Annotated in this window: 23 protein-coding genes and 1 tRNA gene; 12 read left to right on the top strand and 12 right to left on the bottom strand. The window is 55.5% G+C overall.

Going from position 1 to position 25,054, the window contains the following annotated elements; genetic code table 11:
• Positions 1-7: 7 nt before the first annotated feature.
• Positions 8-568: a glycine cleavage system protein R gene (locus ACF8E5_RS15635; RefSeq protein ID WP_023536329.1), complete on the bottom strand. Its 561-nt coding sequence runs from the start codon at positions 566-568 to the stop codon at positions 8-10.
• 259 nt (positions 569-827) lie between these two features.
• On the opposite strand from ACF8E5_RS15635, the gene dapA reads away from it, so the two are divergent.
• From dapA to ACF8E5_RS15600, 7 genes are all read left to right on the top strand, one after another.
• Positions 828-1,715 (top strand): 4-hydroxy-tetrahydrodipicolinate synthase, encoded by an 888-nt coding sequence (gene dapA, locus ACF8E5_RS15630; protein ID WP_058638491.1) that lies wholly within the window; start codon positions 828-830, stop codon positions 1,713-1,715.
• A 15-nt stretch (positions 1,716-1,730) separates the two neighbouring features.
• Positions 1,731-2,852 (top strand): outer membrane protein assembly factor BamC, encoded by a 1,122-nt coding sequence (gene bamC, locus ACF8E5_RS15625; RefSeq protein ID WP_058638490.1) that lies wholly within the window; start codon positions 1,731-1,733, stop codon positions 2,850-2,852.
• On the top strand, positions 2,853-3,611 hold the full coding sequence (locus ACF8E5_RS15620) for an MBL fold metallo-hydrolase (RefSeq protein WP_197844689.1): 759 nt from the start codon (positions 2,853-2,855) through the stop codon (positions 3,609-3,611).
• A gap of 29 nt (positions 3,612-3,640) precedes the next feature.
• On the top strand, positions 3,641-4,351 hold the full coding sequence (gene purC, locus ACF8E5_RS15615; protein WP_016498342.1) for a phosphoribosylaminoimidazolesuccinocarboxamide synthase: 711 nt from the start codon (positions 3,641-3,643) through the stop codon (positions 4,349-4,351).
• Between the two features lie 92 nt (positions 4,352-4,443).
• Positions 4,444-4,533 (top strand) — tRNA-Ser (locus tag ACF8E5_RS15610).
• Positions 4,534-4,900: 367 nt separating this feature from the next.
• Entirely contained in the window at positions 4,901-5,857 is a 957-nt protein-coding gene (locus ACF8E5_RS15605) for a DNA cytosine methyltransferase (protein WP_100413323.1), read from the top strand.
• Positions 5,857-6,720, top strand: coding sequence for an NgoMIV family type II restriction endonuclease (locus tag ACF8E5_RS15600; protein ID WP_232905575.1), 864 nt, complete (start codon positions 5,857-5,859; stop codon positions 6,718-6,720). Before ACF8E5_RS15605 ends, ACF8E5_RS15600 begins: the two co-directional genes overlap by 1 nt.
• A gap of 149 nt (positions 6,721-6,869) precedes the next feature.
• On the opposite strand, the gene ACF8E5_RS15595 is transcribed toward ACF8E5_RS15600, so the two are convergent.
• The 5 genes from ACF8E5_RS15595 to ACF8E5_RS15575 form a co-directional block, all read right to left on the bottom strand.
• A complete protein-coding gene (locus ACF8E5_RS15595) occupies positions 6,870-7,256 on the bottom strand; it encodes a hypothetical protein (RefSeq protein ID WP_232905576.1) in 387 nt (128 codons plus the stop codon).
• Between the two features lie 872 nt (positions 7,257-8,128).
• Positions 8,129-9,016: a replication initiation protein gene (locus ACF8E5_RS15590; protein ID WP_279804856.1), complete on the bottom strand. Its 888-nt coding sequence runs from the start codon at positions 9,014-9,016 to the stop codon at positions 8,129-8,131.
• A gap of 243 nt (positions 9,017-9,259) precedes the next feature.
• Positions 9,260-11,098 (bottom strand): hypothetical protein, encoded by a 1,839-nt coding sequence (locus ACF8E5_RS15585; RefSeq protein WP_392475506.1) that lies wholly within the window; start codon positions 11,096-11,098, stop codon positions 9,260-9,262.
• 475 nt (positions 11,099-11,573) lie between these two features.
• Positions 11,574-13,145: a site-specific integrase gene (locus ACF8E5_RS15580; RefSeq protein ID WP_306579469.1), complete on the bottom strand. Its 1,572-nt coding sequence runs from the start codon at positions 13,143-13,145 to the stop codon at positions 11,574-11,576.
• Positions 13,146-13,629: 484 nt separating this feature from the next.
• Complete coding sequence (locus ACF8E5_RS15575) at positions 13,630-14,067, bottom strand: GNAT family N-acetyltransferase (protein WP_058638488.1); 438 nt, start codon at positions 14,065-14,067, stop codon at positions 13,630-13,632.
• Positions 14,068-14,824: 757 nt separating this feature from the next.
• On the opposite strand from ACF8E5_RS15575, the gene ACF8E5_RS15570 reads away from it, so the two are divergent.
• Genes ACF8E5_RS15570 through ACF8E5_RS15560 form a run of 3 tightly spaced genes read left to right on the top strand, consistent with a single transcriptional unit; the run spans position 14,825 to position 18,781 of the window.
• Positions 14,825-15,685, top strand: coding sequence for an SH3 domain-containing protein (locus ACF8E5_RS15570; RefSeq protein ID WP_058604344.1), 861 nt, complete (start codon positions 14,825-14,827; stop codon positions 15,683-15,685).
• A gap of 8 nt (positions 15,686-15,693) precedes the next feature.
• Complete coding sequence (locus tag ACF8E5_RS15565; protein WP_392475504.1) at positions 15,694-17,556, top strand: hypothetical protein; 1,863 nt, start codon at positions 15,694-15,696, stop codon at positions 17,554-17,556.
• A gap of 10 nt (positions 17,557-17,566) precedes the next feature.
• Positions 17,567-18,781 (top strand): hypothetical protein, encoded by a 1,215-nt coding sequence (locus ACF8E5_RS15560; RefSeq protein WP_392475503.1) that lies wholly within the window; start codon positions 17,567-17,569, stop codon positions 18,779-18,781.
• Positions 18,782-18,874: 93 nt separating this feature from the next.
• Here the strand turns inward: ACF8E5_RS15560 and ACF8E5_RS15555 are convergent, their stop codons facing one another.
• The 5 genes from ACF8E5_RS15555 to ACF8E5_RS15535 are packed head-to-tail and all read right to left on the bottom strand — an operon-like array spanning position 18,875 to position 21,574.
• Positions 18,875-19,309 (bottom strand): hypothetical protein, encoded by a 435-nt coding sequence (locus tag ACF8E5_RS15555; protein WP_392475502.1) that lies wholly within the window; start codon positions 19,307-19,309, stop codon positions 18,875-18,877.
• A 55-nt stretch (positions 19,310-19,364) separates the two neighbouring features.
• Positions 19,365-19,685: an AzlD domain-containing protein gene (locus ACF8E5_RS15550; RefSeq protein ID WP_023536306.1), complete on the bottom strand. Its 321-nt coding sequence runs from the start codon at positions 19,683-19,685 to the stop codon at positions 19,365-19,367.
• Positions 19,664-20,365, bottom strand: a complete 702-nt coding sequence (locus ACF8E5_RS15545; RefSeq protein WP_027914243.1) for an AzlC family ABC transporter permease — start codon at positions 20,363-20,365, stop codon at positions 19,664-19,666. The genes ACF8E5_RS15550 and ACF8E5_RS15545 overlap by 22 nt, the downstream gene beginning before the upstream one ends.
• Positions 20,362-20,844: an N-acetyltransferase gene (locus ACF8E5_RS15540; protein ID WP_145129942.1), complete on the bottom strand. Its 483-nt coding sequence runs from the start codon at positions 20,842-20,844 to the stop codon at positions 20,362-20,364. The genes ACF8E5_RS15545 and ACF8E5_RS15540 overlap by 4 nt, the downstream gene beginning before the upstream one ends.
• The gene (locus ACF8E5_RS15535; protein ID WP_058638484.1) at positions 20,828-21,574 is read right to left on the bottom strand and encodes a 2OG-Fe dioxygenase family protein; all 747 of its coding nucleotides are present in this window, start codon (positions 21,572-21,574) and stop codon (positions 20,828-20,830) included. The genes ACF8E5_RS15540 and ACF8E5_RS15535 overlap by 17 nt, the downstream gene beginning before the upstream one ends.
• A 195-nt stretch (positions 21,575-21,769) precedes the next feature.
• On the opposite strand from ACF8E5_RS15535, the gene ACF8E5_RS15530 reads away from it, so the two are divergent.
• Both ACF8E5_RS15530 and mqo read left to right on the top strand, forming a co-directional pair.
• Positions 21,770-22,630: a LysR family transcriptional regulator gene (locus ACF8E5_RS15530; protein WP_058605469.1), complete on the top strand. Its 861-nt coding sequence runs from the start codon at positions 21,770-21,772 to the stop codon at positions 22,628-22,630.
• 239 nt (positions 22,631-22,869) lie between these two features.
• Positions 22,870-24,510: a malate dehydrogenase (quinone) gene (gene mqo / locus ACF8E5_RS15525; protein ID WP_392475501.1), complete on the top strand. Its 1,641-nt coding sequence runs from the start codon at positions 22,870-22,872 to the stop codon at positions 24,508-24,510.
• 165 nt (positions 24,511-24,675) lie between these two features.
• Here the strand turns inward: mqo and ACF8E5_RS15520 are convergent, their stop codons facing one another.
• A complete protein-coding gene (locus ACF8E5_RS15520; protein ID WP_367599009.1) occupies positions 24,676-25,011 on the bottom strand; it encodes an ArsR/SmtB family transcription factor in 336 nt (111 codons plus the stop codon).
• Positions 25,012-25,054 lie beyond the last annotated feature (43 nt).

The following is a 25,054-nucleotide window of genomic DNA, read 5'->3' as shown; positions in this document are numbered from 1 at the left end:
AACCTCCTCAGACAGGGTTTTGTGGGCGCCAGGGCTCGATCAGGGCATCGAGGTTCAGCGCGTCGGCAAAATCCAGGAACTGGTCGCGCAGCCAACTGATCTGGGTGCCGGCCGGCAGGATCACCGTGAACTGGGCATTGAGCATGCTGCTGCCAGTCTGCGGTGCCAGGTAGGTGTCGCAGGTCATGGCTTCGAGCTCGACACGGTGGTCAAGGAAGAACTGGCACAGCTCGTTGATGATGTCAGGCCGGTAGGCGGCGCTGACATAGGCCACGTAGGGCAGGGCCTGCGGGCGTACTTCCTGGTCGGCGCTGCGCACCACGTCAAGGGTCAGGCCGTGCTTCTTGCCAAGGCCGGGGAGCATGGCCTCAAGGCGCGCCAGGGCATCCCAGCTGCCGCCGACCTGCAAAACCAGTGCGCTGGTCTCGCCATGGCGGCTCAGGCGCGAGGTGACCACCGCGCAGCGGTTTTCGAAGGCAGCGCGGCTCAGTACATTGGCCAGCTCCATGGGGTTGGGCCCCAAGGCGCTGATGACGAGGAATTGTTCGCGGACAGTGGGGGTGGACATGCAGCATTCCTAAAGCGATGAGCGGTCGATGCAGGACGGGCGAAAGCCTCCTGTAGGCAGCGCTCGGCACTCGCAGGCGAGGGCCGGGGCGCTGGCCGGGAGCAGGGTCTACGGCCCGGCGGGCCGTGCTGCACCGATCAAAGCATCAAGGGTAGCGAAATAAGGCGCCGAGGGGAATGCTCCGCCCGCCTGCTTCGCTTGTGCAAGGCCGATGCCCCCAGTACCATTACCGCTCTCTTTTTCCGGCAGGAGCAGATACATGATTGCGGGCAGTATGGTGGCACTGGTCACTCCCATGGATGCACAAGGGCGTGTTGACTGGGGCAGCCTCGACAAACTTGTAGACTTCCACCTGGAAAACGGCACCCACGCCATCGTCGCCGTCGGCACCACCGGTGAGTCCGCCACGCTGGATGTCGAAGAGCACATCCTGGTCATCAAGCACGTGGTCGAGCGCGTCAAGCGCAGCAAGAGCCCGATCCCGGTCATCGCCGGCACCGGTGCCAACTCCACTGCCGAAGCCGTGCACCTGACCCAGAACGCCAAGAATGCCGGCGCCGATGCCTGCCTGCTGGTCGTGCCGTACTACAACAAGCCGACCCAGGAAGGCCTGTACCAGCACTTCAAGCACGTTGCCGAGTCGGTCGACATCCCGCAGATCCTGTACAACGTGCCAGGCCGCACCTCCTGCGACATGCAGGCCGAAACCGTCATCCGCCTCTCGACGGTGCCCAACATCATCGGCATCAAGGAAGCCACCGGTGACATGGCCCGCGCCAAGGCCATCCTCGAGGGCGTTGCCAGCGACTTCATCGTGCTGTCCGGTGACGATCCAACCGCCGTCGAGCTGATCCTGATGGGCGGCAAGGGCAACATCTCCGTCACGGCCAACGTCGCCCCGCGGCAAATGGCCGACCTGTGCGAGGCCGCCCTTGAGGGCAATGCCGAGAAGGCCCGCGCAATCAACGACACGCTCATGCCCCTGCACAAAGACCTGTTCTGCGAGTCCAACCCGATCCCCGTCAAATGGGCGCTGGTCGAGATGGGCCTGATGAAAAAAGGCATTCGCCTGCCACTGACCTGGCTTAGCGAAGGCTGCCACGACAAAGTCCGTACTGCCCTGCGCCAGTCCGGCGTACTGGTTTAAGAGGAAGTACCCTGCATGAAGCGACTGGCTGGCCTTTCTGCCCTTGCCCTGATCATCTCCAGCACCAGTGGGTGCGGCTGGCTGTGGGGCGAGGATGGTTATTTCCGCGACCGCGGCAGCGATTACCTGCAGGCGCACTCGACCGCGCCCATGCAGTTGCCTTCGGACGTCAGCGGCGTCAAGCGCCTCGACCCCCTGCTGCCCATCCCGCGCAATGTTGCCGACGACAACGTCAGCGGCGAGTACGAAGTGCCGCGCCCTCAGCCGCTGACCGGCGGTGCGGGCCAGGCCAACGACTACAGCCTGCAGCGCAGCGGCAGCAGCCGTTGGGTGCTGGCCCAGCACGCCCCGGCCGAAGTCTGGCCGGTGGCGCGTCAGTTCTTCGAGGACAACGGCTTCCGTATTGCTGAGGAGCGCCCGCAGACGGGTGAATTCAGCACCACCTGGCAGCGTTTCGACGAACTCTCGGCCTCCCTTGGCCAGCGCCTGGCCAGCACGGCCAGCAGCAACGACAGCGAAGTGCGCGTGCGTGTGCGCATGGAGCCCGGCGTGCAGCGCAACACCTCCGAGGTGTACGTGGTCACCGTCGAGCGTCCGGCTGGCAGCAGCGCCGAACCTGACTTCCCGTCCAGCTCCACCAACACCGGCGCCGACGCCCTGCTGGTCGACGAGTTGCTCGCCAGCATGAACCGCAGCGCCGAGAAGGGCGGTTCGGTGTCGCTGCTGGCCGAACGTGATTTCGATGTGCCGAACCGCGTCAGCCTGAGCGAAGACGGCAGCGGCAACCCGGTCCTGAACGTGGGCGCCGACCTGGATCGCGCCTGGTCCAGTGTGGGCCGTGCCCTGGAGCAGGGGGGCCAGTGGCGGGTCGAGGACATCAACCGCAGCCTGGGCCTGTACTACATCAACTTGTCCGAAAAACCCGAAGACAAAGAGAACAAGCCTGGCTTCTTCGGTCGTGTGTTCGGCAGCGAGCCCACCAAGGAAGAGCGCGAAGCCCGTGCCGAGCGCTATCAGGTACGCCTGAGCAAAGTGGGTGAGAACGTGCAGGTCACGGTCGAGAAGAACATCAACACCGTGGCTCCGGCCGATGTCGCTCGCCGTGTGCTGAGTGCCATTCAGGACCACTTGGGTTAAGTGCGCTTCGCCGTACTTGGAAGCGGTAGCCAGGGAAACGGCACGCTGATCGCCAGTGGTGATACCTACATCCTGGTCGATTGCGGCTTTTCCCTGCGCGAGACCGAGCGGCGCCTGGCGCTGCTCGGTGTCTCGGCAGCCCAGCTGAGCGCTGTGCTGGTCACCCACGAACATGCCGACCACGTGCATGGGGTTGGCCTGCTGTCGCGGCGCTACAATGTACCGGTCTACCTGAGCCAGGGCACTTTGCGCGGGCTGCGAAAGCCGGTGGAAGTGGCCGGTTTCCTGGCTTGCGGCCAGCGCCTGAGCGTCGGCAGCCTGGAGGTTACGGCATCGCGCGTAGAGCACGATGCCCATGAACCGTTGCAATACGTGGTCAGCGACGGCACACGCCGTTTCGGCATGCTGACGGACCTGGGCTCGTACGACGCGCGGCTGCTGGACGGCTATCGCGACCTGGATGCGCTGTTGATCGAAGCGAATCATTGCCGCGACATGCTGGCGCGTGGTCACTACCCCTACTTTCTCAAGCAGCGGGTCGGCGGCATGCGCGGGCATTTGAACAACCACCAGGCCGCGAGCCTGGTACATGAGCTGGGCTGGAGTACCCTGCAGTATCTGGTGCTGGCTCACCTCAGCAGCAAGAACAACCTGCCACACCTGGCCCGCCAGTGCTTTGTCGACACCCTTGGGTGCGACCCTGACTGGCTTGAGGTGGCAAATCAGGAACACGGGCTCGACTGGCGCGCCATCGCCTAGCCCACCCCTCACGCAAGCGGAGCCCAATCATGGAAAAACGCGACGAACTCTACCGCGGCAAGGCCAAATCGGTTTACAAGACCGATGACGCCGACCGCTTGATCCTGCTGTTTCGCAACGACACGTCGGCCTTCGACGGCAAGCGCATCGAGCAGCTGGACCGCAAGGGCACGGTGAACAACAAGTTCAACGCCTTCATCATGCAGAAGCTCGAAGAAGCCGGCGTGCCGACCCAGTTCGACAAACTGCTGGGCGACAACGAGTGCCTGGTCAAGAAGCTGGACATGATCCCGGTCGAATGCGTCGTGCGTAACTACGCAGCCGGCAGCCTGGTCAAGCGCTTGGGCGTGGAGGAGGGCATCAAGCTGGAGCCGTCCACCTTCGAGCTGTTCCTGAAAAATGACGAGAAGGGCGACCCCTTCATCAATGAATCCCACGTTGTCGCCTTCGGCTGGGGCACCGCCGAGCAACTGGTCGAAATGAAGAAGCTGTCGCTCAAGGTCAATGAGGTGCTGACCAAGCTGTTCGACGACGCCGGCCTGCTGCTGGTCGACTTCAAGCTGGAGTTCGGTGTCTTCCACGGCCAGATCGTGCTGGGCGACGAGTTCAGCCCCGACGGCTGCCGCCTGTGGGACAAGGAAACCCGTAAGAAGATGGACAAGGACCGCTTCCGTCAGGGTCTGGGCGATGTGATCGAAGCCTACGAAGAAGTTGCCAAGCGCTTGGGCGTGCCGCTGTAAGGCGCCCGCACACGCAAGCGCCTGATACCACGCGGTTTTTTTGAAAATAAAGGTTTGCGTTTTCAGAATTCGCTGGTATGATGCGCGGCATTGGAGAGATGCCGGAGTGGTCGAACGGGACGGATTCGAAATCCGTTGTACTGGCAACAGTACCTAGGGTTCAAATCCCTATCTCTCCGCCATATTCAGAAAGTCCTTATAAATCAATGATTTACGAGGGCTGGAAAATGGCGATTTGTAGCAATAGTTTGTAGCAAAATTTGTAGCGAATTTTGATTGCAAGCTAGCCTACAGATCGCCATTTTTTTTCGTCTGTCTTTTGACCTTCCTAGCTAATGTGCTGCCCTGTGACCTAGAAGCCTCCGTGGGAGCGTTAGAGCGGGTTTGTAGCTATCTGCCTGTATTGATCTGATCAAGACCCTTTGATGTGCTGCGGCTCTGCAGCAGTGCGTCGAAGGGTCAGATGGGTTACCTGTCTATCCATACACCATGCTAGTATCACCGATTTTTAAGTAGCCGCTTTGAAGTAGAGCGTAGCGAGGAGACAAAATGAGCCTATTCACGTCATTGGAAATGTGTGCCGGAGCAGGCGGGCAAGCTCTCGGCCTTGAAATGGCGGGCTTTGGGCACGAAGTGCTGGTGGAAATTGAACCCCCTGCATGTGCAACCCTTCGACTGAATCGTCCAGAGTGGAACGTTCAGGAACAGGATCTGCGTCAGTTCAACGGGCTGCCGTTTTTCGGCGTTGATTTGGTCGCGGGTGGGGTTCCTTGTCCTCCCTTCTCCAAGGCGGGCAAGCAGCTCGGTGCAGACGATGAGCGGGATCTATTTCCCGAGGCGTTGCGTCTCGTTGATGAGTGTCGTCCAAAGGCAGTAATGCTGGAAAACGTGCGTGGGCTCTTAGACGCGGTTTTCGACGATTACCGTAATAAAGTCGAGAAGCAATTAAAAAAGCTTGGCTATGTACCGGGCTGGCGGCTGCTGAATGCTTCCGATTTTGGCGTTACTCAGCTTCGGCCTCGTGTGGTCTTCGTCGGTATCAGAAAAGACCTTGCTGATGGTTTTTCATGGCCTGAGCCAAAGCTAATCACTCCACCGACTGTTGGTGAACTTCTTCACGATTTAATGAAGGCGGATGGTTGGCGTGGTGCTGATGCTTGGCGAGAGCAAGCTAACACAATTGCACCAACGTTGGTCGGCGGCTCGAAAAAGCATGGTGGCCCCGATCTGGGACCGACAAGGGCGAAAAAAGCTTGGGCGTCTATTGGTGTCTGCGGAATGGGCATTGCGAATGAGCCTCCTACCGAGTTTTTTGAAGGTATGCCGAAGCTGACAACTCGCATGGCCGCACGCATTCAGGGGTTCCCTGATGATTGGCAATTCCACGGTAAGAAAACTGCAGCCTATCGACAGATAGGTAACGCTTTCCCGCCTCCAGTGGCTTGTGCAGTAGCAACGCAGATTTTTAAGGCTCTTTCAGTAAAACGCTTGGTACAGGTTGCCTGATGAATATTCCTCCCGAGTTTTTACAAGCACGGAAAGAGTTCCATGCCTCGCTTCTCAAAACAACCCTGACTATTAATGACAAGGGTGTGCCAAGTAACGCTGATAGTAGCAACAAAACCAGCATTGCAATCGCAAAAGGAATTGCGGAGCTATTGAAGGCAGAAACTATTGCCGAACGGCAAGCCGGTCAAACGTCTGGCAATGAGTTTGAGGGTATTTGTGCCGAATATGTGAAAAGCACGTTTTTAAAGCTTGGGCATCTTCGTCCCGGTGACTGGGACGTGCATCAAGTTTCTGGTCGCAATCGTCTAGAAATAGCTAAATATGAGCAATACGCACACTTGATAGCATTGGATCGAGCTGCTAAAGCTGATGCCGAACTAGCTGCGGCTTTGGGAAGTGACTACACAATCACCCCTGATATCGTTGTAGCTAGGGGTTTGGAAAGTGACGACAATATTAACCGTCATGAATTTTTGGTAGATGCGTCCGTAAGCACACGGGCTAGCTTGCGGGCTGCAGCTGGGGGCAAACCGCTTCTACATGCAAGCGTGTCATGTAAGTGGACTATCCGAAGCGATAGGGCACAGAATGCACGTTCCGAAGCGTTAAACCTGATGCGGAATCGCAAAGGCCACCTGCCTAATATCATGGTAGTCACCGCTGAGCCTACCCCTAGCAGATTAGCTTCAATTGCTCTCGGTACTGGCGATATAGATTGCGTTTATCATTTCGCCTTGTATGAGCTACAAGCAACATTGAAAGAATTAGGAATGGACGATTCGTCTGAGCTTTTAGCTATCATGGTTGATGGTCGGCGTTTGAAGGACATAAGCGATTTGCCGCTCGACTTGGCAACTTAAAATTTAGTCAGTTGTAAGCAGAAGGCCGGTATCGGCCTTTTTTATTCTGCTCCATGTGATGGTGTTAAGAGGGTAAAGGTTGGGGGGTATATCCTTGAACCTAAGTATGCTCAGCCATGTAGCGAAAAAAACGCTGCATGGATATATATTTATGATATTGATGTTCGCATTTCTTGAATTTTTTGTTTCTTATATTCATTTGCATCATCTTCAATTTTTTTCTTCGCATCGCTCCATAGTGACTTATACGTTTCGCTATATCGCTCTGTTAAAATCAATACAATATCGTCAAGGTTTTGCTGTTTTACCTTGTTGCCGGGCCTCCCAAACTCTTTTATCAAAACATCGTTAGAGATTGATTTGCAGCCAGAGAATGCTGCTATCAGTTTTTTTGCGAGGCATGAGGTCAGCTTTAAGTCTGGAAATTCCTCCATTTCTACCAGCTTTATAAATGCTACTAAAAACTTCTGACGCTCTCTTCTTTTAAATCCGCCAACTAATCCGCCTATTTTTCCTGCTTGTTCTGCTTTGTTCATGTTAGAACTCCTATGTTGTTATAATACAAATACCATAGGTTTTATGTAAGTCAATGCTTCAGGGTCATATCTCCGAACCTATAAATTTACTTCAGGGATATACATTGTAGGAAATTCGACATTTTCAATTTTTTTGAATTTTAGATGTGGCCAACACCCCGCGTTTTTTTGTGAAATTAATTTGAGGGCGATTTTTTGAGTTTCGCAGGTGCGATTTTTTCTCTGCTTTGTAGCAAAAGTGAACTAAGTAATTAATTTAGGGTTGAACCCTGTTTAACGATTACGGTTGAACCTTATATTTATTTTCATTTTTCTCTTGACAAGGTGTTTTGCTGTTTTTAAGCCGTAATTCGATGGTTGAAAAATCCCATATATCAAAAATTTGGTATAAATCCTTAAAATTTCTTGGGCGTATTTTAGAGAAAAATGACTTTCTCTAAATCCCGTTTTTTCAGTGCTGGCCAAAATCGCTTTTGGGATATTTAGGCTAATCAGCCCAGTGAGGGGTATTCACCGTTTTCGATGAATTTGAGAAAGTGTGAAATTTTCATCAGGAGAGAAGGTTGATATGTATGTATACATACATATAGGTTCAGGGATATATCTCCAAACCTTGGGAAGTATAGGGGTGCTGGTTAGGTGCTGCAGGGTGGTCGCTTACCCATTCGGTTATTTTAGGCATGTAGTGGTGTGGTTTGGTGTCTTCGTATCAATAAGATAAATAAACGCAGATTTTAACCGTTTCCTTGCGTTTTATGGCTATCGGTGGTGCGGTGTATGTATATGTGGGTAGGTATGGGGGAGGGGGGAAGAAGAAACACCCTCACCGGGTGCTACTATCTGATATAGGCTTTTGTCTCACCATTATAATACTATTTTCGATTTTGTAACCTGTACCAAGTCGCTCTGCTAACGCCCAACTCCACCCAAGGTCTACCGTTCGCAGTTGTTGTGGCGGGTCTACCGCCTTTCTTACCTCTGAATGCCTGCATCTCGCTTGTGTGAGTTCTGGCGACATAATCGTCAAAGGAGCCACGGGTAAAGTTTCTATGTGTCCACTTCGCTACGCTCTTGGCTGTGTGTTTAACCTCGGATATGTCCAACGGCGTAGTAAAATTAACGTTGTAGCCTATGGCACGGTCAAGGCAAGCGTTTAGCCATTGTTCATACGTCGGCCATCCCTGACGGATTGCCTTGTATGCCCACGCTCTTAATTGGTCAAAAAGCATACAGTTACGGCCCAAGCCGTAATCCTCTACAGGCGTCTCTCTGGCCTTTTCAGGGGTTAAATCAACGTATTCGGCTAAGTCGTCCAAGGTATATGGATCGGCCTGCCACTCGGTAACGATCCAATGGGAGTTGATCGGGTTTTTGCAGATCAACCCGGAATAGCCTCGGTCTGCACCTAAACGGTTACGCAGACCCGCTTCGATGGCCGCAGCATAGCGTAAAGGGGCTGTTTTACCGTCGATTGCGGTTCGGACAGGGGTTTGTAGCAGGTAGAGCAAATGGGCGTGCCCATTGGCCGGATTTCGAGCGATTAGGTTAGGGGCTGGTGCTCCAACGTCATCCCAGTGCAGCCCCGCGTTGGTCTTGTCCAGATCGAAAACCATCCAATATCTATGGGTTGGGCCGTTTGGTTGGACCAGACGAGCAAGTTTCGCTTTTTCTTTTTTGTTGATTTTTAAGCCGCTGATTATATCATCGGTGTGATAAGGTCTCTTTGGTAAGTAGTCCTCAAATAATTTTACGCATCCCATCGTCATCCTCTTCTAATTGGTTATTTAGAAAAAGAAAACCTTGGGAGATGACTTGACAATAAATTATTTGGTGATTAAATGGAGGTGTAAGTTTTATAAAATATTGTAGTAGTATCTTTCGCCACCTTCCCCAAGGTGGTTTTCTTTTTCTGCTCCTTTCAAGTTGCCACACTTTCGAGGTTTGTCAAATTTGGATGCTAAAAATCCCGCTTTCCAGCGGGTTTCTATTATCTAATGGTTTGACTATTGAAACGGGTCGTAAGGGTCTTGAAATGGGCTTAGTGGCTTAGGTTTTAGAAGTCTTCTCTTTCTTGCCTGCTTCGCCTGCTCGGCTTCTTCCTTGTCGAATTCAACCACTTGCTTGCTGGTGAACGTATCAGATGCCCACAGTTTTACTTTGTCGGTAAATCCTAATGCGGCTTGCGTATCGTCCAAACCCTGTTCTTTGAGTTGTTCGGCAACGTTGAATAGATAGTCCTTTCGTTTCTCTTTGCCCAAACGACTAGCCATTTCATACGTGTTTTCTCGTAATCTCTTATAGTATTGCTCTGGGTTCTCGTCGAGCCTTCGGGCTTCAAGTAGTCGATCCACCAAAATATCAAAACGTTTCATCAAAGGCTCAAGCTCTTCCTCGTATGCCTTGATTGCTTTTTCCAAGATGGTTTTTCTGCTGGTGTCCTCTTTAATTTTCTTGCGTAGTTCATTTAGTTCTTTTGTCATTCTGGATTTCATGGTTTTGAAATTAGATGACAGCTCTGCAGACTTTGTGGTTTTTACCGTTATTTCGTCGTCTAATTTCTGCTTTTGACTATCTAGCTCGGCATTTTCTTTTCTCTGCTCGCTGGCCTGTATTTCTAAGCTCTGTATGGTTGCTTTGTAGTTGCTAGCCGTTCCTTGTAGGTCTTTTATCGTGGTGTTAAGTGTGACGACAGTGGCCCTTTGCTCGATAAGTTCGACCTCCTTACTGGTTAGTTCTTGCTGCAGCTTTTCTAGCTGTCTGGTGTAATAGTTGTGGCTTCGTTCACTTTTCGGTTTTTTGGCTTCCTTTTCAATAGGGCTTAAATATTCGGTGTTTTCCTTTGTTTTAGGTAGGAATTTGGCTTGCAAGCCATATGCAGCCGCTAAGCTGTTAAAGTGCTCATAGAAAGCCACCTGCATCACTTTTGACTTCCATGATTCGCGTGCTCGAATAAATCTGTGGTTCTGCTTTTCTTCGCTGCGGTTGGGCAGTTTGAAGTCTTCTAATTTCGGCGGCTCGGATATCTTGTCAAGTCGGGCCTTGTTCTTCGCATAGTATTGCGATGCGAACTCAAATTCTTGGGCTGAAAAATCATATTTTCCAGTTTTCGTATTTTGAAGGTCAAGGAAGGCGTGAACGTGGTTGGTTGTCTCGTCCAAGTGGCTGAATGAAAATAAGATGTCGTTATTAGGGAAGTTATTTTGATAGAACTGATGCATGGCTTTCTGCAAAAGGTCTGTGTATCCCTTTGTGATAGCCAATTTATTGGGTTCAGGTATCACAAGGATGATTTCTTTAACCCTGTTGACCGTCCTTGATACGGCTCGATCTGGTGCGTTTTGCTCGATCTCTCGCTTCTTGGTGGTGTAGTTCTCTAGAAGGTCGATACGCTGAGCTACACGGCTGATTCTGTGCTGATTGAGTAGGGCGGCGTAGTCTCCGACTACCAACGGCCTTTCTCCCTCCATAACCGATGTGACGTATTCTTTTATTTGGGTGGGTTCGGTTGCGTTGATGAATTTAACCAGCTTGGATTTTAGTTTTCGGAGCTTTTCTTTTTCTGCTGCTATCTCGTCAGTCGCTTCTGTTGCTTTGAGTTTGGTTTGTAGTTGGTCGTTGAAGTCGGCCAGCAATTGCTCTGCCAATTCCCTAGTTAATACTTGTTCAACGCCACCTACAATGGCGATATTTGGGTGGTCTGGATTGGGGTTGAATTCAAAGTCGTCATACTCGTTTTGGTCCAGTCTAAGCGAGTGTTTCAGCGAACTGTCCAGCCCCTTGAGGTTGGAATAGTTCCTGTCTCTTTTGGTTAGTGTGATTGTCTGCAAATTGGTGTCATTCATTTTATCCTCAGTGGTGGGTTTGTTTTTGCTCTTGGCTTTTGCTTCTATCCTGCCGACTAGGCACCTGCGTTAACCGTCACATCTTTTGCGTAGCAAAAGTGGGATGGTTAACATAGCAGGTATGCTTTAAAGGGCTTCTTTGAAAATTTGAGCCATATACATATATTGAACCACATAAAAAATGTATATCAAGCATGATTGTGCTGATTGTTTTGTGTGTGGCGGTTGTGTATGCGTGCGTGCGGTGTAGTAATCTTTATTATTGTTATCTAGTATATTTGATATCTATATATTGATAACTAAAGACGCGGGCGTGCGTGTGCGTGCACATGAGGCGTGTGCAGGGGAGTGCATTATGCGAGACGATTTGTAAAAAAAGATGGTAGTTTAGGGAAGGTCAAAAGCTCTTCTGGTGGGTAAGAGCTTTGGAGCCTTTGATTATTGTTCTGAATTTTAACGTGTAACGCTTGCGATTTTAAGATTTTAGCTCGTATTTTAGTTTTGATATCGCGTCGTGTTTTTGCTTTGGACTTGGCCCTGCACTGTATACGTCAAACGTGACTGTACCTGTCTCATGTCCGACAATTGAGGCAATGAGTATTCCCGGCACGTCTGCACGTTGTAATTGCGTGATAACGGTCTTGCGGAAGCTGTGGAATACAAACTGGCTATTATAGTTGAGGCTGGTCTTTAATCGCCCGAATTGCTTACTGAGAGCGTCTGAGCGGTTGCCGTATTTATTTCCTGCAGGTGACTCAATCAAGAAACCGTCTTTTGAATTACGGATCAACCTTTCTACGGTGTCCTGTATCGCCGGATGTATTGGGGTATGTCGCTCGCTGGCGGCAGTCTTCCCATCGTAGAAGTAGAAACATTTAATCCCTTCCTCACTGACGATATCTTGGGCCTGAAGCTGGCAAAGCTCTTCAATACGTGCTCCGGTGTAAGCACCTAAAAGGATGAGATCTGTAAGGGTTTCGCGGTTTTTGGTGGCTTTTGCGGCTTCATGGAGCTTTGTAACGTCTTCCGGGGTGAATGCCTTCCTTTCCATTGATCCATCGTTCCTTTTGCTGCGGTTGACTGGGAAATCGTGCTTTTCAAAGGGGGATTGCTGGTCACGGTGCAGTTTTTTGAAATTCTCATCGTGTTTAATCGCCCATTTCCAAAAGCTTGACCCTGCGAATAGGTATTGTTTTTTGGTCTTAATGGATAGGTCGAGCGTATCGAGATAACTGGCAATGCTTTCGTGGTTGAGGTCGCGTTGCTCTGCCTCAAGCCAAGCACCCATCATTTTCAATCGATTGGCCTGCGTATCGACTGTCTTTTGAATAATACCCTTGGTATTCGTCTGATAGGCTTCAAATGAGGCTATTCTGTTCGTCGTAATGGGGGACTTGGTTTTGTAGTTTTTGGGGTCTTCGAGGATTGACTTAATTTCTTCAATGGTGCCAACGCTGATGGCTTGCCCCGCAGTGATGGCGTAGTGCTCTACTGCTTTATGCAATTTAATGTAGTCATTGAACCGTTCAATCTTCCTTTCGAGCGGGATTTCCTCGCCCAACTCATACCATTTTTCTTTGAAAGCTTGATATTCGCGGTAGGGTTTTTGGCCGTATAGGTCAAATTTCGCTTCTGAGGCTTCCTTGGTGGTTGTCCATTTTTGAGTGTGGAGGATTACATCGATGATGTAACTTCCGAGTTCGTCCAAGCTTTCCCGGCTGAGCCTCGGGTCTACGTCATCGGGATTTTTAGGCATGACAAGGCCTAGCAGCCCGTTTTGCTGGCTCGTCTGGATCATCTGGGAAACGCTAAACGACGTTTCTGGGAGGTGGTCGGGGGTAGGCCCTGCCACGAGCTGCCGGGCTTTTGTAATGGCCTCCTTCCACATGTAGAGGTAGGCCAGCTTTTTCACCTGAGCTTCTGGCTTGCTGCCGGTCCTGAGCGATTCGGTGAACTCGCTTCGGTTCAGGACGTGCCGAACGTCCTTCGGGACGCTAAGACGGACGTGCCACGTTCCTGACCGTAAAAGGAGGTTTTCGCTTGCCATTTTCGTCCCTGACCGAGTGGGTTTTGATGGCAAAAAGGTAGCTGTTTTTGGTTTGGATTTGTAGCGAAATTTTGTAGCAAAATCGCCTGAAAGCCATGTAACCATTGATTTTAAAGGGCTGCGGGGTTGGATTCGGAAAGTCCCTATCTCTCCGCCATACGCGAAGTAGTCAAAGCCCCCGAAAATGTTGAGTTTTCGGGGGCTTTTTCATTGGTGCTCGAAAATATTGGTTTTTTGGGCAATAACTTCACCCTCCAGCACGCAGCAGGCCATTTTAGGACAATGTTTTTAGACCTCTAACCGGGCTAGGGCTTCCCGGTCTCATGGTATTTATCACTAGGGTGGTGGCGGTGCTGTTGAGAGCTTTTTTAAGGCTTGCGAGACGGGCTGTACAAGCAAGTCCAGTAGGCGTCTGTCGAACACAGCTTGCGTGATCAGGCGGATGCCCGCCCAGGTATGAGATCCAGGGCACCTTTATTGGTTGTTAGCTTCGAGACTTTTCAAAGCGAACATCACCCTCAGTCAAGTTCTTCACAGGCTGCCAGCCAAGGTGCCGATAGAAGCCACATGCACGGCTCGCTTGAGCTGTCTCTAACCAGATCGTTTGATGGTGTTGAAAGAGGAACGTCTCTGCTTGCTCCATGAGTCTGCGGCCCAGCCCGTTTCCCTCAAATCCGGGTAGAACGAAAGCGGCAAACACACACCCGTCCTCGACATCGGCCATAGAAAAACCTACAGGGGCACCATTGACCTCGGCAATCCAAGCACAGGGGGCCTCTAAAATGGCCTGCCTTACCGTAATGGGGCTAATTCCCATTGCGGCTAGCTGCTCACGGGATAAGTGATTTTCGTGCACGCTGGTTCGAATATCAAAAATCGCATCAATATCCGCTAGGTTGGCGAGTCTGATTGAGTGGTTCATATTTGGTTTGAGCCTCTAAGCGGGCTTCCTTGAATTCATAGGATCCCTAAATTCCTCAGTCGGTATTCCTGTTCCCTGCACCGCTGGGTCAACCGAAGGATTGTGACAACTCATCGCTTCAACAGAGTCAGTCGGGCTGCTACAGCCTTGCTGTCAAACAAGAGGGTGGCAGCGATACGCGGGTTGACAGACCGAGGACTCCGGAGACTCAGCGCACACAAGGTGCCCTACGTACCACCGCCATAAGGGTTGCACGTGTGGGGAGAAGGGTCTGCCTGTCAAAGCCGGTCGTTGATCTGCAACGACCCGCCGAGACTAGAAGGCGACCTGCTCCATCGCAACCGTTTGAGCAGCGGGGCAGTATGTTTCGGAAACGGCCTACAAGTAAGTGGATTAATCTGAGTTCGGAGACCCAAAAGTACCGATCACAGCGATCCCCTGCCGCTCAGCCCTCCGCAACATTTTGTCTTGATCTGCCATTCACCACCTGCGCTACAATGCCGGCCTCTGTTCGCCACTCACGCCCGAACAACACGCCGTAATGACTACGCGCGCCGGGCGATGAACGCTTCCTGACATGGATTCGTTGGATGCTTTGCGCTTCGCCATACCTACCCATCACTGTTCGCTCATCCGTGGCGTCGCCTTCTGCGGCTGCCACTGGCGCCCCTCTGCAAACCCACCACACCACGCCCACGCTGCTGCCCGAAGGCTGCGGTTCACGGCTGTGCGTCCACTGGAAAATGGAGTGATCCACGTGCATAAGAAATTCATCGCCTCCCTCTTGGCCGTCGCCATCGCCTCGACCACCGCCTGCGCCCAGCTTGGCATCAGCAAGGAACAGGCCGGCACCGTGATCGGCGGTCTGGCGGGTGTTGCCATCGGTTCGACCATGGGCAGCGGCAACGGCAAACTGGCGGCTGCCTTGATCGCAGGCGGCATCGGTGCCTACGTGGGTAACCGCATCGGCAACATGCTCGATGAAAAAGACCAGCAGGCCCTGGCCTTGCGCACCCAGGAAGTGCTGAGCCAGCAACAGGCCACGGCCAGTGCACAGCCGGTGACCTGGAAGTCCGACCACTCCGGCGCCACCGCGCAGATCGTGACGGGCAAGACCTACACCAAGACCAAGCAGGTCGAGGTCAAGCGTGCGCCGAAGATCCAGGCCGTTCCGTCGATGAAGCTGATCAACGAACCCTACGTGACCACCAGCGATAACCTCAATGTGCGTGCGGCGCCCAACGCCAAGGGCGAAAAAGTCGGCAGCCTGAAGAACCACACCGAATTCACGGCCGTCGGTTCAACGGGCGACTGGGTGCTGGTAGGGCGCAAAGGCGTGACGGTCGGTTACGTGCACAAGGACTATGTCGAGCCCAAGGCACAGGCCGTGGCCAAGCGGGTTACTCCGGCAGTGAACCTGGATGAGCTGGATGTGGCGGCCAGTAGCGAAACCCAAGGCTTCGACCTGGATACGCTGCAAAACCTGCCTACCCAGACCGTCGCTGCCGAAGCGGCTTGTCGCCCTGTGACGGTCAGCCTGAAGTCCAAGGAAGGCAAGACCGAACAGGAACAGAACACCTTCTGCAAACAGGCCAATGGCACCTGGGAACTGATTTGAGAACCTCCATGAAAAAGCACGCCCTTGCGCTCGCCGTGATCGGTGCTTGCGGTCTGGTACCGCAGGCTTTCGCCCACGAGCTGGCGTTTTCGAAGAAGGACAATATCAAGGTCGAAGTGCCCGGTGAGGCCGCGACCTGGTGCAAGCCCGAGGTCGAGCTGACCATCACCCGACCTGTCTGGGACAACCCGGACATGCTTTCGGGCTTGCTGAACAAGTTGCCGTTCGTGTTCGCCAAGGACTGCTCCACGGCCAAGGTCAGTTGGAAAGCGGTCGATGACAAGGGCACGCTGTATGCCAGCGGCGCTGGCACTGCCGGCAACCTGGGCCTGATGAACCTGGCTGCTGCACCTGCCGCAGCCACGGCGCCAGCCCCCCAGCAGGCTCAAACGCCAGCGCCATCATCTGCGCCAGCACCAGCAGAGGCATCCGCACCTGCCGCTACGCCTGCGCCTGCCGAGGCCCCAGCACCGGCCGTGGCGGCTGCCCCAGCGCCGACCAACAAGCCAGAACCGGCCGCTGTCCCCACCCCAACCCCAGCGCCCGCACCTGAACCGGCGGCAGCACCTGCCGTCGCGCCCAAGGTAGCCGGCGCAGCCGTCGCGGCTGCGCCCACCTCGGACTATGGCCGTTCAGTGGTGCTGAAGAACAACAAGCTGATGCAGATCACCGATGCGGCGGGCTGCAAGTGGGTGCTCAATAGCACCATCATCAGTGAGGGCGATACCCTCACGTTCGGCACCACGCCGGCCATGCCCTGTCCGGCTTCCGGCTTTGGTGCGGGCAATTTCGAAAAGATCAGCTGGAAAGCCGAAGGCACCTACCGCGGCAACGACTGGAATCGTATCTACGTCCACCCCAGTGCTTTGATGTTCAGCAAGCGTTACGAGGCGGCGGTCAAGGATAAGTCGGTTAGCTACCTCACGGCCGAAGCGGACCAGGTGGCGTTGCTGGTGGGCGAAATTCCCGACCGGAACATGAAGGTATACCTGGCGTTCTCCCGGCCTACCTACGGCGCTGTGGGGCCTTTCCTCGCCGACCCGTACTACGTCGCCGTAACCCCGGACGACGCCTTCGCCCTGGACCCGGTGAAGTACAAGGAGACTGCGCTGCAGGTTTTCGACCTGATCAAGAACGCATCGCCGAGCACCACCGACGTGGCAGACCTGCTCATCGTCAAGGACCTGTCGGCCATTTCCAACAGAATCTGGGGCAACGATGACCAGAAGATCGTGCGCAACCGCATCGGCATGAGCCGCCAGGGCTTGTACTTCGATGTGCGCAGCGGCGCCAACTGGGCGCAGCAGCGTGAGAAGCAGCGCGTGCGGGAAGCCCGCAATCGTCAGCAGCAGTTGGCCTGGGAACACACCCGTGTGCTTGAGCGTTACCAGCAATTGCAGGAGCGCATGGGGGAATTCAAGGGGCGTGAAACCGAGGCACTGGCGCAGATGGCCGGCATCAAGGTGCGTTACCCTTCGCCGCTGCAGCAGCAGGACCCTACGTCGTCGCAGAACGTAACGCCGATGATGGTGCATGTCACCGGCAAGAAGGGCGAGTTCTACACCCTCGACCACCCAGGCGAAGGGCGTCTGGTTGCCGAGCAGCAGTACCCCGAAGGCTGGTACGTGGCCCAGGTGGCCAACGCTACCCCTTACTACCCGCTCGAAGACGGTCGCGCCATCCCTACCTACCGCGCCTACAGCGTGGGCGAGCCGAAGGCCTGCGAGCAGGAGCGCTGCGCCGACCGCGTGTCCTATGGCGCCGTGCTGGCCAAGGAATTCCCCAATGCAGGCATCGACTCCAACTGGACGCCCGAAGTCTCCCAACAGTTTGTGAACGACTGGAACAACGCGTCGGCACAGGTCCAGTGAGGCATAACCCATGATCAAGCAGATGAACGCAAAGCAGAAGTTGATTGGCGGTGTGGCGGTCGTGGCGGTAGCGCTCGGCGTCACCTATGCCGTGGTTTCGAGCAGTGGCAAGAAGCAAGCCATGGCCTACTACGAAGACTTCAAGGAACGCTACTTCCTCGAAGACGTGCTATCTGAAGGCGACATTTCGTACTCGGCACTTTCCGGTAACCTGACAGTGGCCGACCCGGAGATACGTGTGGCCGCCGTGCAGACCAACGGCGCGCAACAGTTCATGCGCAGCATGGCCGGCTTAGTGGCCTCGATGCGGGGCATGGACATGCAGGAGGGCCTGGGCAACTGGGCCGAGTACCAGATGAACGCACTCGAATCACGCTACGTGACCGGCGTTTTTCTAAAGGCTGATGCGTTAAAACTGTCGCACAGCGGTGACAGCAAGGACGGCGAAATCCATGTCCAGTTGCTGGGCATGCAGATGGCCGATCCGTATATCGCGGCCCAGGGCCAGGACATCGTCCGTGTCTGCGATGTGAGCGACGAAATCCAGCCGGGCGTCGAGCTGACGGCCAACGGGCGCGCGTCCCAGGCGAAGCTGCCTTGGGGTGTGAACCTGGCGGCGCGCCAGCCGGTCACGGGCGCTTTCCTGGTCAACAGCACGGGGCAATTCGGGACCAAGATCGATCTTGACCTCACGCTGCAGCGTTCAAGCGATGGCGAGGGCGTTATGACGTTCGTGGTCACTCACCGCAACGACGGTTCGAAGGTGGGCGAAATCGTGCGCAAGGCCACCTTGCAATCCATGCCCGAACTCGATGATGTGCAGGAACAGTTCAAAGCAGCCCTGGGCGGCCAGATTGTCGCCGCCTTCAGCCCGCCTTCTGGTCTGGCCATGTTCAGCGGCGCAGTATCGGACTTGGCGCGCAAGGCCAAGGTGGAGCGCTATGAGGTCAGCTATAGCGGGTTCAAGCCCATGCGTACGGCATTCGAAGCCTTCCAGCACACCACGCCCAACGCCAAGTTTGCCGACTTCTGCCAACAAGTAGGGCTTTCAACCTGGAGCAGCGATTTTGGCACCAAGGCCAAGCAGCACAGCGATTCGGAATGCGCCATTGCGCAGAAGCTGGCGGCCGGGGACGACTTCGAGGAAACCTACACCTTCAAGGAAGGCAAGAGCCTGTACGCCGCGTTGTTCGTGAGCAAGGCGTATGAGCTGGAGACGAACTAGGACGTTGTCGGGGCGGGCCTTGTGCAAACCGCAAGCATGCCGGGGCCGTTTCACGGCCCATCGCGGCCGTTATCCCCCCTGGGCGTCACTCATCTACCAAACCCGCTCATCCCCCACATCTTCAAGCACCTGCCCCAAATCCAGCTCGAAAGACAATGCAATCAGACTCGCATTTCCATCCTCGCCCTCCGGCCATACCGTCACTTGGGTGTCCGCTGCCAGCAGAAGCTGGTCGCCGCTTTTCATCATCTGCTGCGTGCCATCGGCTTTGATGACCCTCAAGCCACCGGCGGTTGCGAACAAAAGCAGGTCGTTGATGGTGCTCAGCCGGGCCGCAGCGCGCAGGTGTCGGTACTCCACGATCCAGCCGTCGGCCAGAAACGTCTTGCTCAACTGGTAGTTCAGCGAGCACTCCAGCGACAGCTCACCCAGTGCCGCGATCACCTGCTCCTGTGGCAAGCCCTTGGGCATGAGGCGGGCAAACTCGCTCAGGTTTTCCAGTGTCACGTGTTTATGAGCAGGGCTCATGCCGGTGTCCTTGTAGATTCGATGCGCTCAGGCACAGGTGCAATTGAGGTCGACGTCACGCCACAAGCGTGATGGCGACGTGCGCGGCGATGCCTGCCGCCACGCTGAAAATCAAACTCCGGGTGAAGTAGGCCACGATCACCACCGGCACTGCGGCCAGCATGTCGGCGTTCACTGCCATCAGCGAGCCGTCCTTGGCCATCAGCAACGCAGGCACGGTGATACTGGCGATGATCGCCACAGGCAGGTACTCGATGACATCGTTGAACACCTTGGGCGTGCCCTGCATTCGGAACAGCAGGGGCGTGGCCCGGGTGAAGTAGGTGATGGCCATCATCAAGGCCACCGCGCCGATCAGGTATTTTTCTTCAGGCATAGGCCTACTCCACAGCCCACGGCCGTCGCCACGAACACATTCAAAGGGGAGGGGTACAGCGCGTTGAGTAGGCAGGTCGCGGCAATCACCACCAGGGCGACGATCAGCTTGGGCCGGCTGTTGCACAGCGACACGAGCACGAAGATCATCATGGCGGTCAGCGCGTAGTCCAGCTTGAACGCGGAGAAGCGGCTCAGCGCATCGGAGGCCACGGCGCCGAGCAGGGCGCCGGCAATCCAGCTGGCATGGCACCAGGTGTTGAACTGCAGCAGATAGCCAGGCGGGGTGTACTTGCCGGCTTGTAGCCGTTGGCTGTGCAAGGCGAACGATTCGTCGGTCAGGCCAAAGGCATACATCAGCTTTTGCGACCGGGAGATGCCCAGCCCATCGCTCTGCTTGGCCATGTACATGGCCATGAGCATGTGCCGCGAATTGATCAGCAGCGTCGACAACGCGATGGTCAGCAACGGCGCACCGGAGGTGATCAACGCCAGCGCCGCAAACTGCGCGGCGCCTGCGTAGACGAACACGCACATCGCCACCGGGAGCCACAAGGGCAGCCCGGCATTGATGCACATCACGCCAAACACGAAGCTCACCACGAAGTAGCCGGTGATCACCGGCAAGGCATCGACGAAGCTTTCCCTGCGCGAGACCGGGTGCAAGGCGAGGTCGGTCATAGATCGACCTCGCAGGTGATCTCGCCGCGCGTCTGGCTGAAGCCCTGCCGGTTCCAGAAGCGCACCGCCGACGCATTGTCCTGGTCGATGAACAGAAACACCCGGCGGATGCCATGCTGACGGAAGTCGTTGAGGATCGAGGTGGTCAGCGACGTGCCGATGCGGCTGTGGCGATAGTCTGGCGACACGGCCAGGTGGTTGATGGTACCGCGTGTACCCATCGCCCCTCCGGCCACGGCACCGATGATCGCCCCGCTGTGGTTTTCCGCCAGGTAGCAGAACGTGTTGTCATGGCTCAACAGGCCCTTGAGCAGGTCCTCGTTCTGCCAGTCGCAGAACGCAATCTCGTCGAACCGCTTGAGGAAGTTGACCAGGCGCGTGGCATGAAACGGCGTGGCCTTCTTGATGGTCAGGCCGTTCATGCGGTCGGGCACGGCAACGCTGCGCGTTGCCTGCTCAAGGCTATTTGACAATGTCATGTTCGGTCCCCGGCCGGGAGAAGGAGATGGCGATGATCTGCCGATAGCCCATTTCCGATTCGCTGGGGTTGGTGGCCGGTGTCACGTAGTGCTGCAGCTCGCGGTCGAGGAAATACGTGGTGTCGAGAATTTCCTGGTAGGTGCCGGAGTCGATCACGTTCGACTGTTTGTCGTAGACCTTGCTGGTGGCGCCTTCGATGTTGTGACGGCCCCAGAAGTGCACGCCGCTGAAAGGGTAGCCGTCGCAATGGATGCCTTCGGGCGTGATTTCGATTTGCTCGCCGGGTTTGACCTCGATGCGGATCTGGTGAACCTGGCACTGCCAAGGCACGTTGTGCAGTTCTTCAGGCAGCACGGCCTTGTACACGTCGAAGTCCAGCTTGATCAGGGCGCGCAGCACCGGCGAGTTGAAGACATCGCTGGACACATCGTCGAAGTGGCGCCGCACGCCGCCCACATACTGGTTATGGGCCTCGGACTGTTCATAGGCACGGTGTTCGAGCTGCTGCAGCTCGCCGGTCGCTGGGTTGAAGTCGAAATCGCTGTAGCGGCGGTAGCGGGTACCCTTGTCGGCCTGGCCGTAGTACTTGTCTACGCCCATGGTTTCCCAGCTCTTGGAAAACGCCACGAAATGGCCAAAACCGCCGTTGAGTGCAAAGTCGTTGCCCAGCACGTTGACTGTCTTGTTCAGGCGCAGTGCGTCATCAACATTCCGTTTGAGTGTAAGCATTGGCATCTCTTCCCGTTGAAATCTGGGCGCCAATCTAGCAGGCGAAAAGATGGCAGAAACTTCACTTTTTTTTGTGGTGCCTCAACCGCCGCTTGTTGCCAGCCGACGTACCGAGCAGACAGCGGCGGCGGTTGTGCGTTATCCTTCCAGGCCTTGTTGCATGCGGGCTTGAGCACGTCTTGGGAGGGGTGTCGAATGGATATCAAGGTGCTGCGAAACATCGCCAATGTCGCGAGGACGGGGTCGATCACCGATGCCGCCGAGCAGGTCCACGTCACGGTGCAGGCACTGGCGGCGCAGTTGAAAAAGCTGGAGGACCATTGCGGCTTCAAGCTCTTTGACCGCACCAACAAAGGCGTGTCGTTGACGCAGGAAGGGGTCGGGATCCTGCCCCATGTGCTGGAGATCGTGCGCTGCTCCGAGCGCATGCAACTGAAAATCAAACAGCTGCGCGAGCGCCAGAGCCAGCCCTTGCGGGTCGCCCTGAACAGCACCCTGTCGATGGAAATCAACCAGCAGATCATGGCCGGTGTGGCCAGCAACCTGACCGGGTGCAGCCCCATCTTCAGCTGTTCCGAATCCCCCGACAACCTCACCAAGCTGGCCAAGGGCGAAGCCGACATGGTGGTGATCCTGGGCGACAGCATGCCCGAGGGGTTCTACTCGGTCTCGCTCAAGGGCCTGCGCATCGAGGTGGTGGCCTGCTCAGTCAGTGCCGACACCGTCCCTTCGGTGGTCATCAAGCCGTTGCCCGAATGCCCGTACGCCTCCATTTTTTCGCGTTTCGCCAACCATCAGGGCGGCGGGCTCGAGGCTGCTACCGTGTTCCATTCCGGCAGCGAGATCGTCAGCGTGTCGATGATCAAGAGCTTCGGCGGCATGGGCGTGCTGTCGCGGGCCGTGGCCGAGACGAACGACCTGCACATCTGGGAAGGGTATTCCGAATACCTCGATGTGTACCTGGTGATGAAAGAGCCATGGATCGTGGAGGAGGAGTTTCCTCAGTTCTATCCCAAGACAGCACCGATGCACGCCTTCGAGTCGATCAATGCCTGAAGCGCCGTCAGCCTGAGACAACCTGTCGTCTTGCGCTTGGCCGCGCAATTTGTTTGTGCTGGCATTTCGGTTACAATCGGAAAAACGATTCAGTGATGTAGGTCAATGCGACAAAAGCCTGATTCGTTTTCCGGTTCTCTGGCTGCTGAACAATGATCAATAACAAGCCTGCGCTGAAGAACACGCGTTACCTGGGTCAGCCACAGGCCCACCTCCGTTCTCCTGACTGGAATTGATCAATGTTCAAGAAAGCTGGCAAGACCTTGCTGGGTCTGGCTGTCGCTGCAACTGTCATGCACGCACACGCCGCTGAAACCAAGAAAGTCGACGTACTGTTGGTCGGCGGCGGCATCATGAGCTCCACCCTGGCCGTCTGGCTGCACGAGCTGGAGCCGAGCTGGTCGATGGAGATGGTCGAGCGCCTGGACGGCGTGGCCGAAGAAAGCTCCAACGGCTGGAACAACGCCGGTACCGGTCACTCCGCACTGGCTGAGCTGAACTACACCCCCGAAGACAAAGACGGCAACATCAACATCTCCAAGGCCATCGAAATCAACGAAGCCTTCCAGATTTCCCGTCAGTTCTGGTCCTGGCAGGTACGCCAGGGCGTGTTGAAGAACCCGCGCGCGTTCATCAACACCACGCCGCACATGAGCTTCGTGTGGGGCGACGACAACATCAAGTTCCTGAAGAAGCGCTATGAAGCGCTGCAGGCAAGCCCGCTGTTCCGCCCCATGCAGTACTCCGAAGATCACGCGCAGATCGCCAAGTGGGTCCCGCTGATGATGGAAGGTCGTGACCCGGCCCAGAAGCTGGCTGTCACCTGGACGCCAATCGGCACTGATGTGAACTTCGGCGAAATCACCCGCCAGTTCGTCGGTCACCTGCAGACCCAGCAAGGCTTCGACCTGAAGCTGTCCAGCGAAGTGCAGGACATTAGCCGCAACAAGGACGGCTCCTGGCACGTCGAGTACAAGAACCTGAAGGACGGTAGCAAGTCGGCTACCGATGCCAAGTTCCTGTTCATCGGGGCCGGTGGCGGCGCGTTGAAGCTGCTGCAGAAGTCCGGTATTCCGGAAGCCAAGGAATATGCAGGCTTCCCTGTGGGTGGCTCGTTCCTGGTGACCGAGAACCCAACCATTGCCATGCAGCACATGGCCAAGGCCTACGGCATCGCTTCCACCGGTGCGCCGCCCATGTCGGTACCCCACCTGGACACCCGCGTGCTCGACGGCAAGCGTGTGATTCTGTTTGGCCCATTCGCGACCTTCTCGACCAAGTTCCTGAAGAACGGCTCGTACCTGGACCTGCTCAGCAGCACCACCACCCACAACCTGTGGCCAATGACCCGCGTGGGCATCGACCAGTACCCACTGGTGGAATACCTCGCAGGCCAGCTGATGCTGTCTGACGACGACCGTTTCGACGCCCTGCGCACCTACTTCCCGAATGCCAAGAAGGAAGACTGGAAACTGTGGCAAGCCGGTCAGCGCGTGCAGATCATCAAGCGTGACGAAGAGAAGGGCGGCGTGCTGAAGCTGGGCACCGAAGTGGTGGCCTCTCAGGATCGCACCATTGCCGGTCTGCTGGGCGCCTCGCCAGGTGCATCGACTGCTGCGCCGATCATGCTGAACGTGCTGGAAACCGTGTTCAAGGAAAAGGTCGCTACCCCAGAGTGGCAGGCCAAGATCAAGGAAATCGTCCCAAGCTACGGCACCAAGCTGAACGACTCGGCCGCTGCTACGCAGAAAGAGTGGAACTACACCGCTGAAGTGCTGCAGCTGGCCAAGCCGCCGGTCATCGACGAGAGCGTCGGCACCAGCGTCGTTGCGCCAAGCCAGCCGGTTGAAAGCAAGCCCGAAAACGACATGGCCCTGTAACTCACGGCCCTGGCGTAATCGAAAGCCACGGGGGTGACCTCGTGGCTTTTTTTTGCGCGGTTAGGCAGGCAGGGCTTTGGCAAGATCGCGCCCGCGCAGGCACTCGGCAGCCTTGATGGTGGGTGAGGCGATCGCTTAGGGAAACCTGGGCAGCGCGTAGGTCACTCAGACCTGCCGCAAAATGCAGTCCAGCAACCCTGGAAAACGCTCGCCGAGCATTTCGCTGCGCAGTGAGTTCATGTGCGTGGTGCCCACGTTGCGGGTGTGTACCAGCCCTGCGTCCCTCAACACACGAAAATGGTGGGACATGCTCGACTTGGGGCGCCCTCCGTCCAGCTCGCCGCAGCTGGCCTCGGTCACCCCGGCAAGATGGCGGACGATGCCCAGGCGCACTGGGTCGCTCAAGGCGTACAGCACGCGTTCGAGAATTAGATCATCAGGATTGGGATGTTTGTAGGCTCGCATGGTCTGCATGATACCGGGGCTTTTCATTATTGCCATAGTTCGATTATGATCGAACTACAGTACTCAATGATCCTGGAGT

It is taken from the genome of Pseudomonas sp. WSY_20 (assembly GCF_043104335.1).
Taxonomy (GTDB): domain Bacteria; phylum Pseudomonadota; class Gammaproteobacteria; order Pseudomonadales; family Pseudomonadaceae; genus Aquipseudomonas; species Aquipseudomonas parafulva_B.
This window is presented reverse-complemented; position numbering and strand designations above follow the sequence as displayed.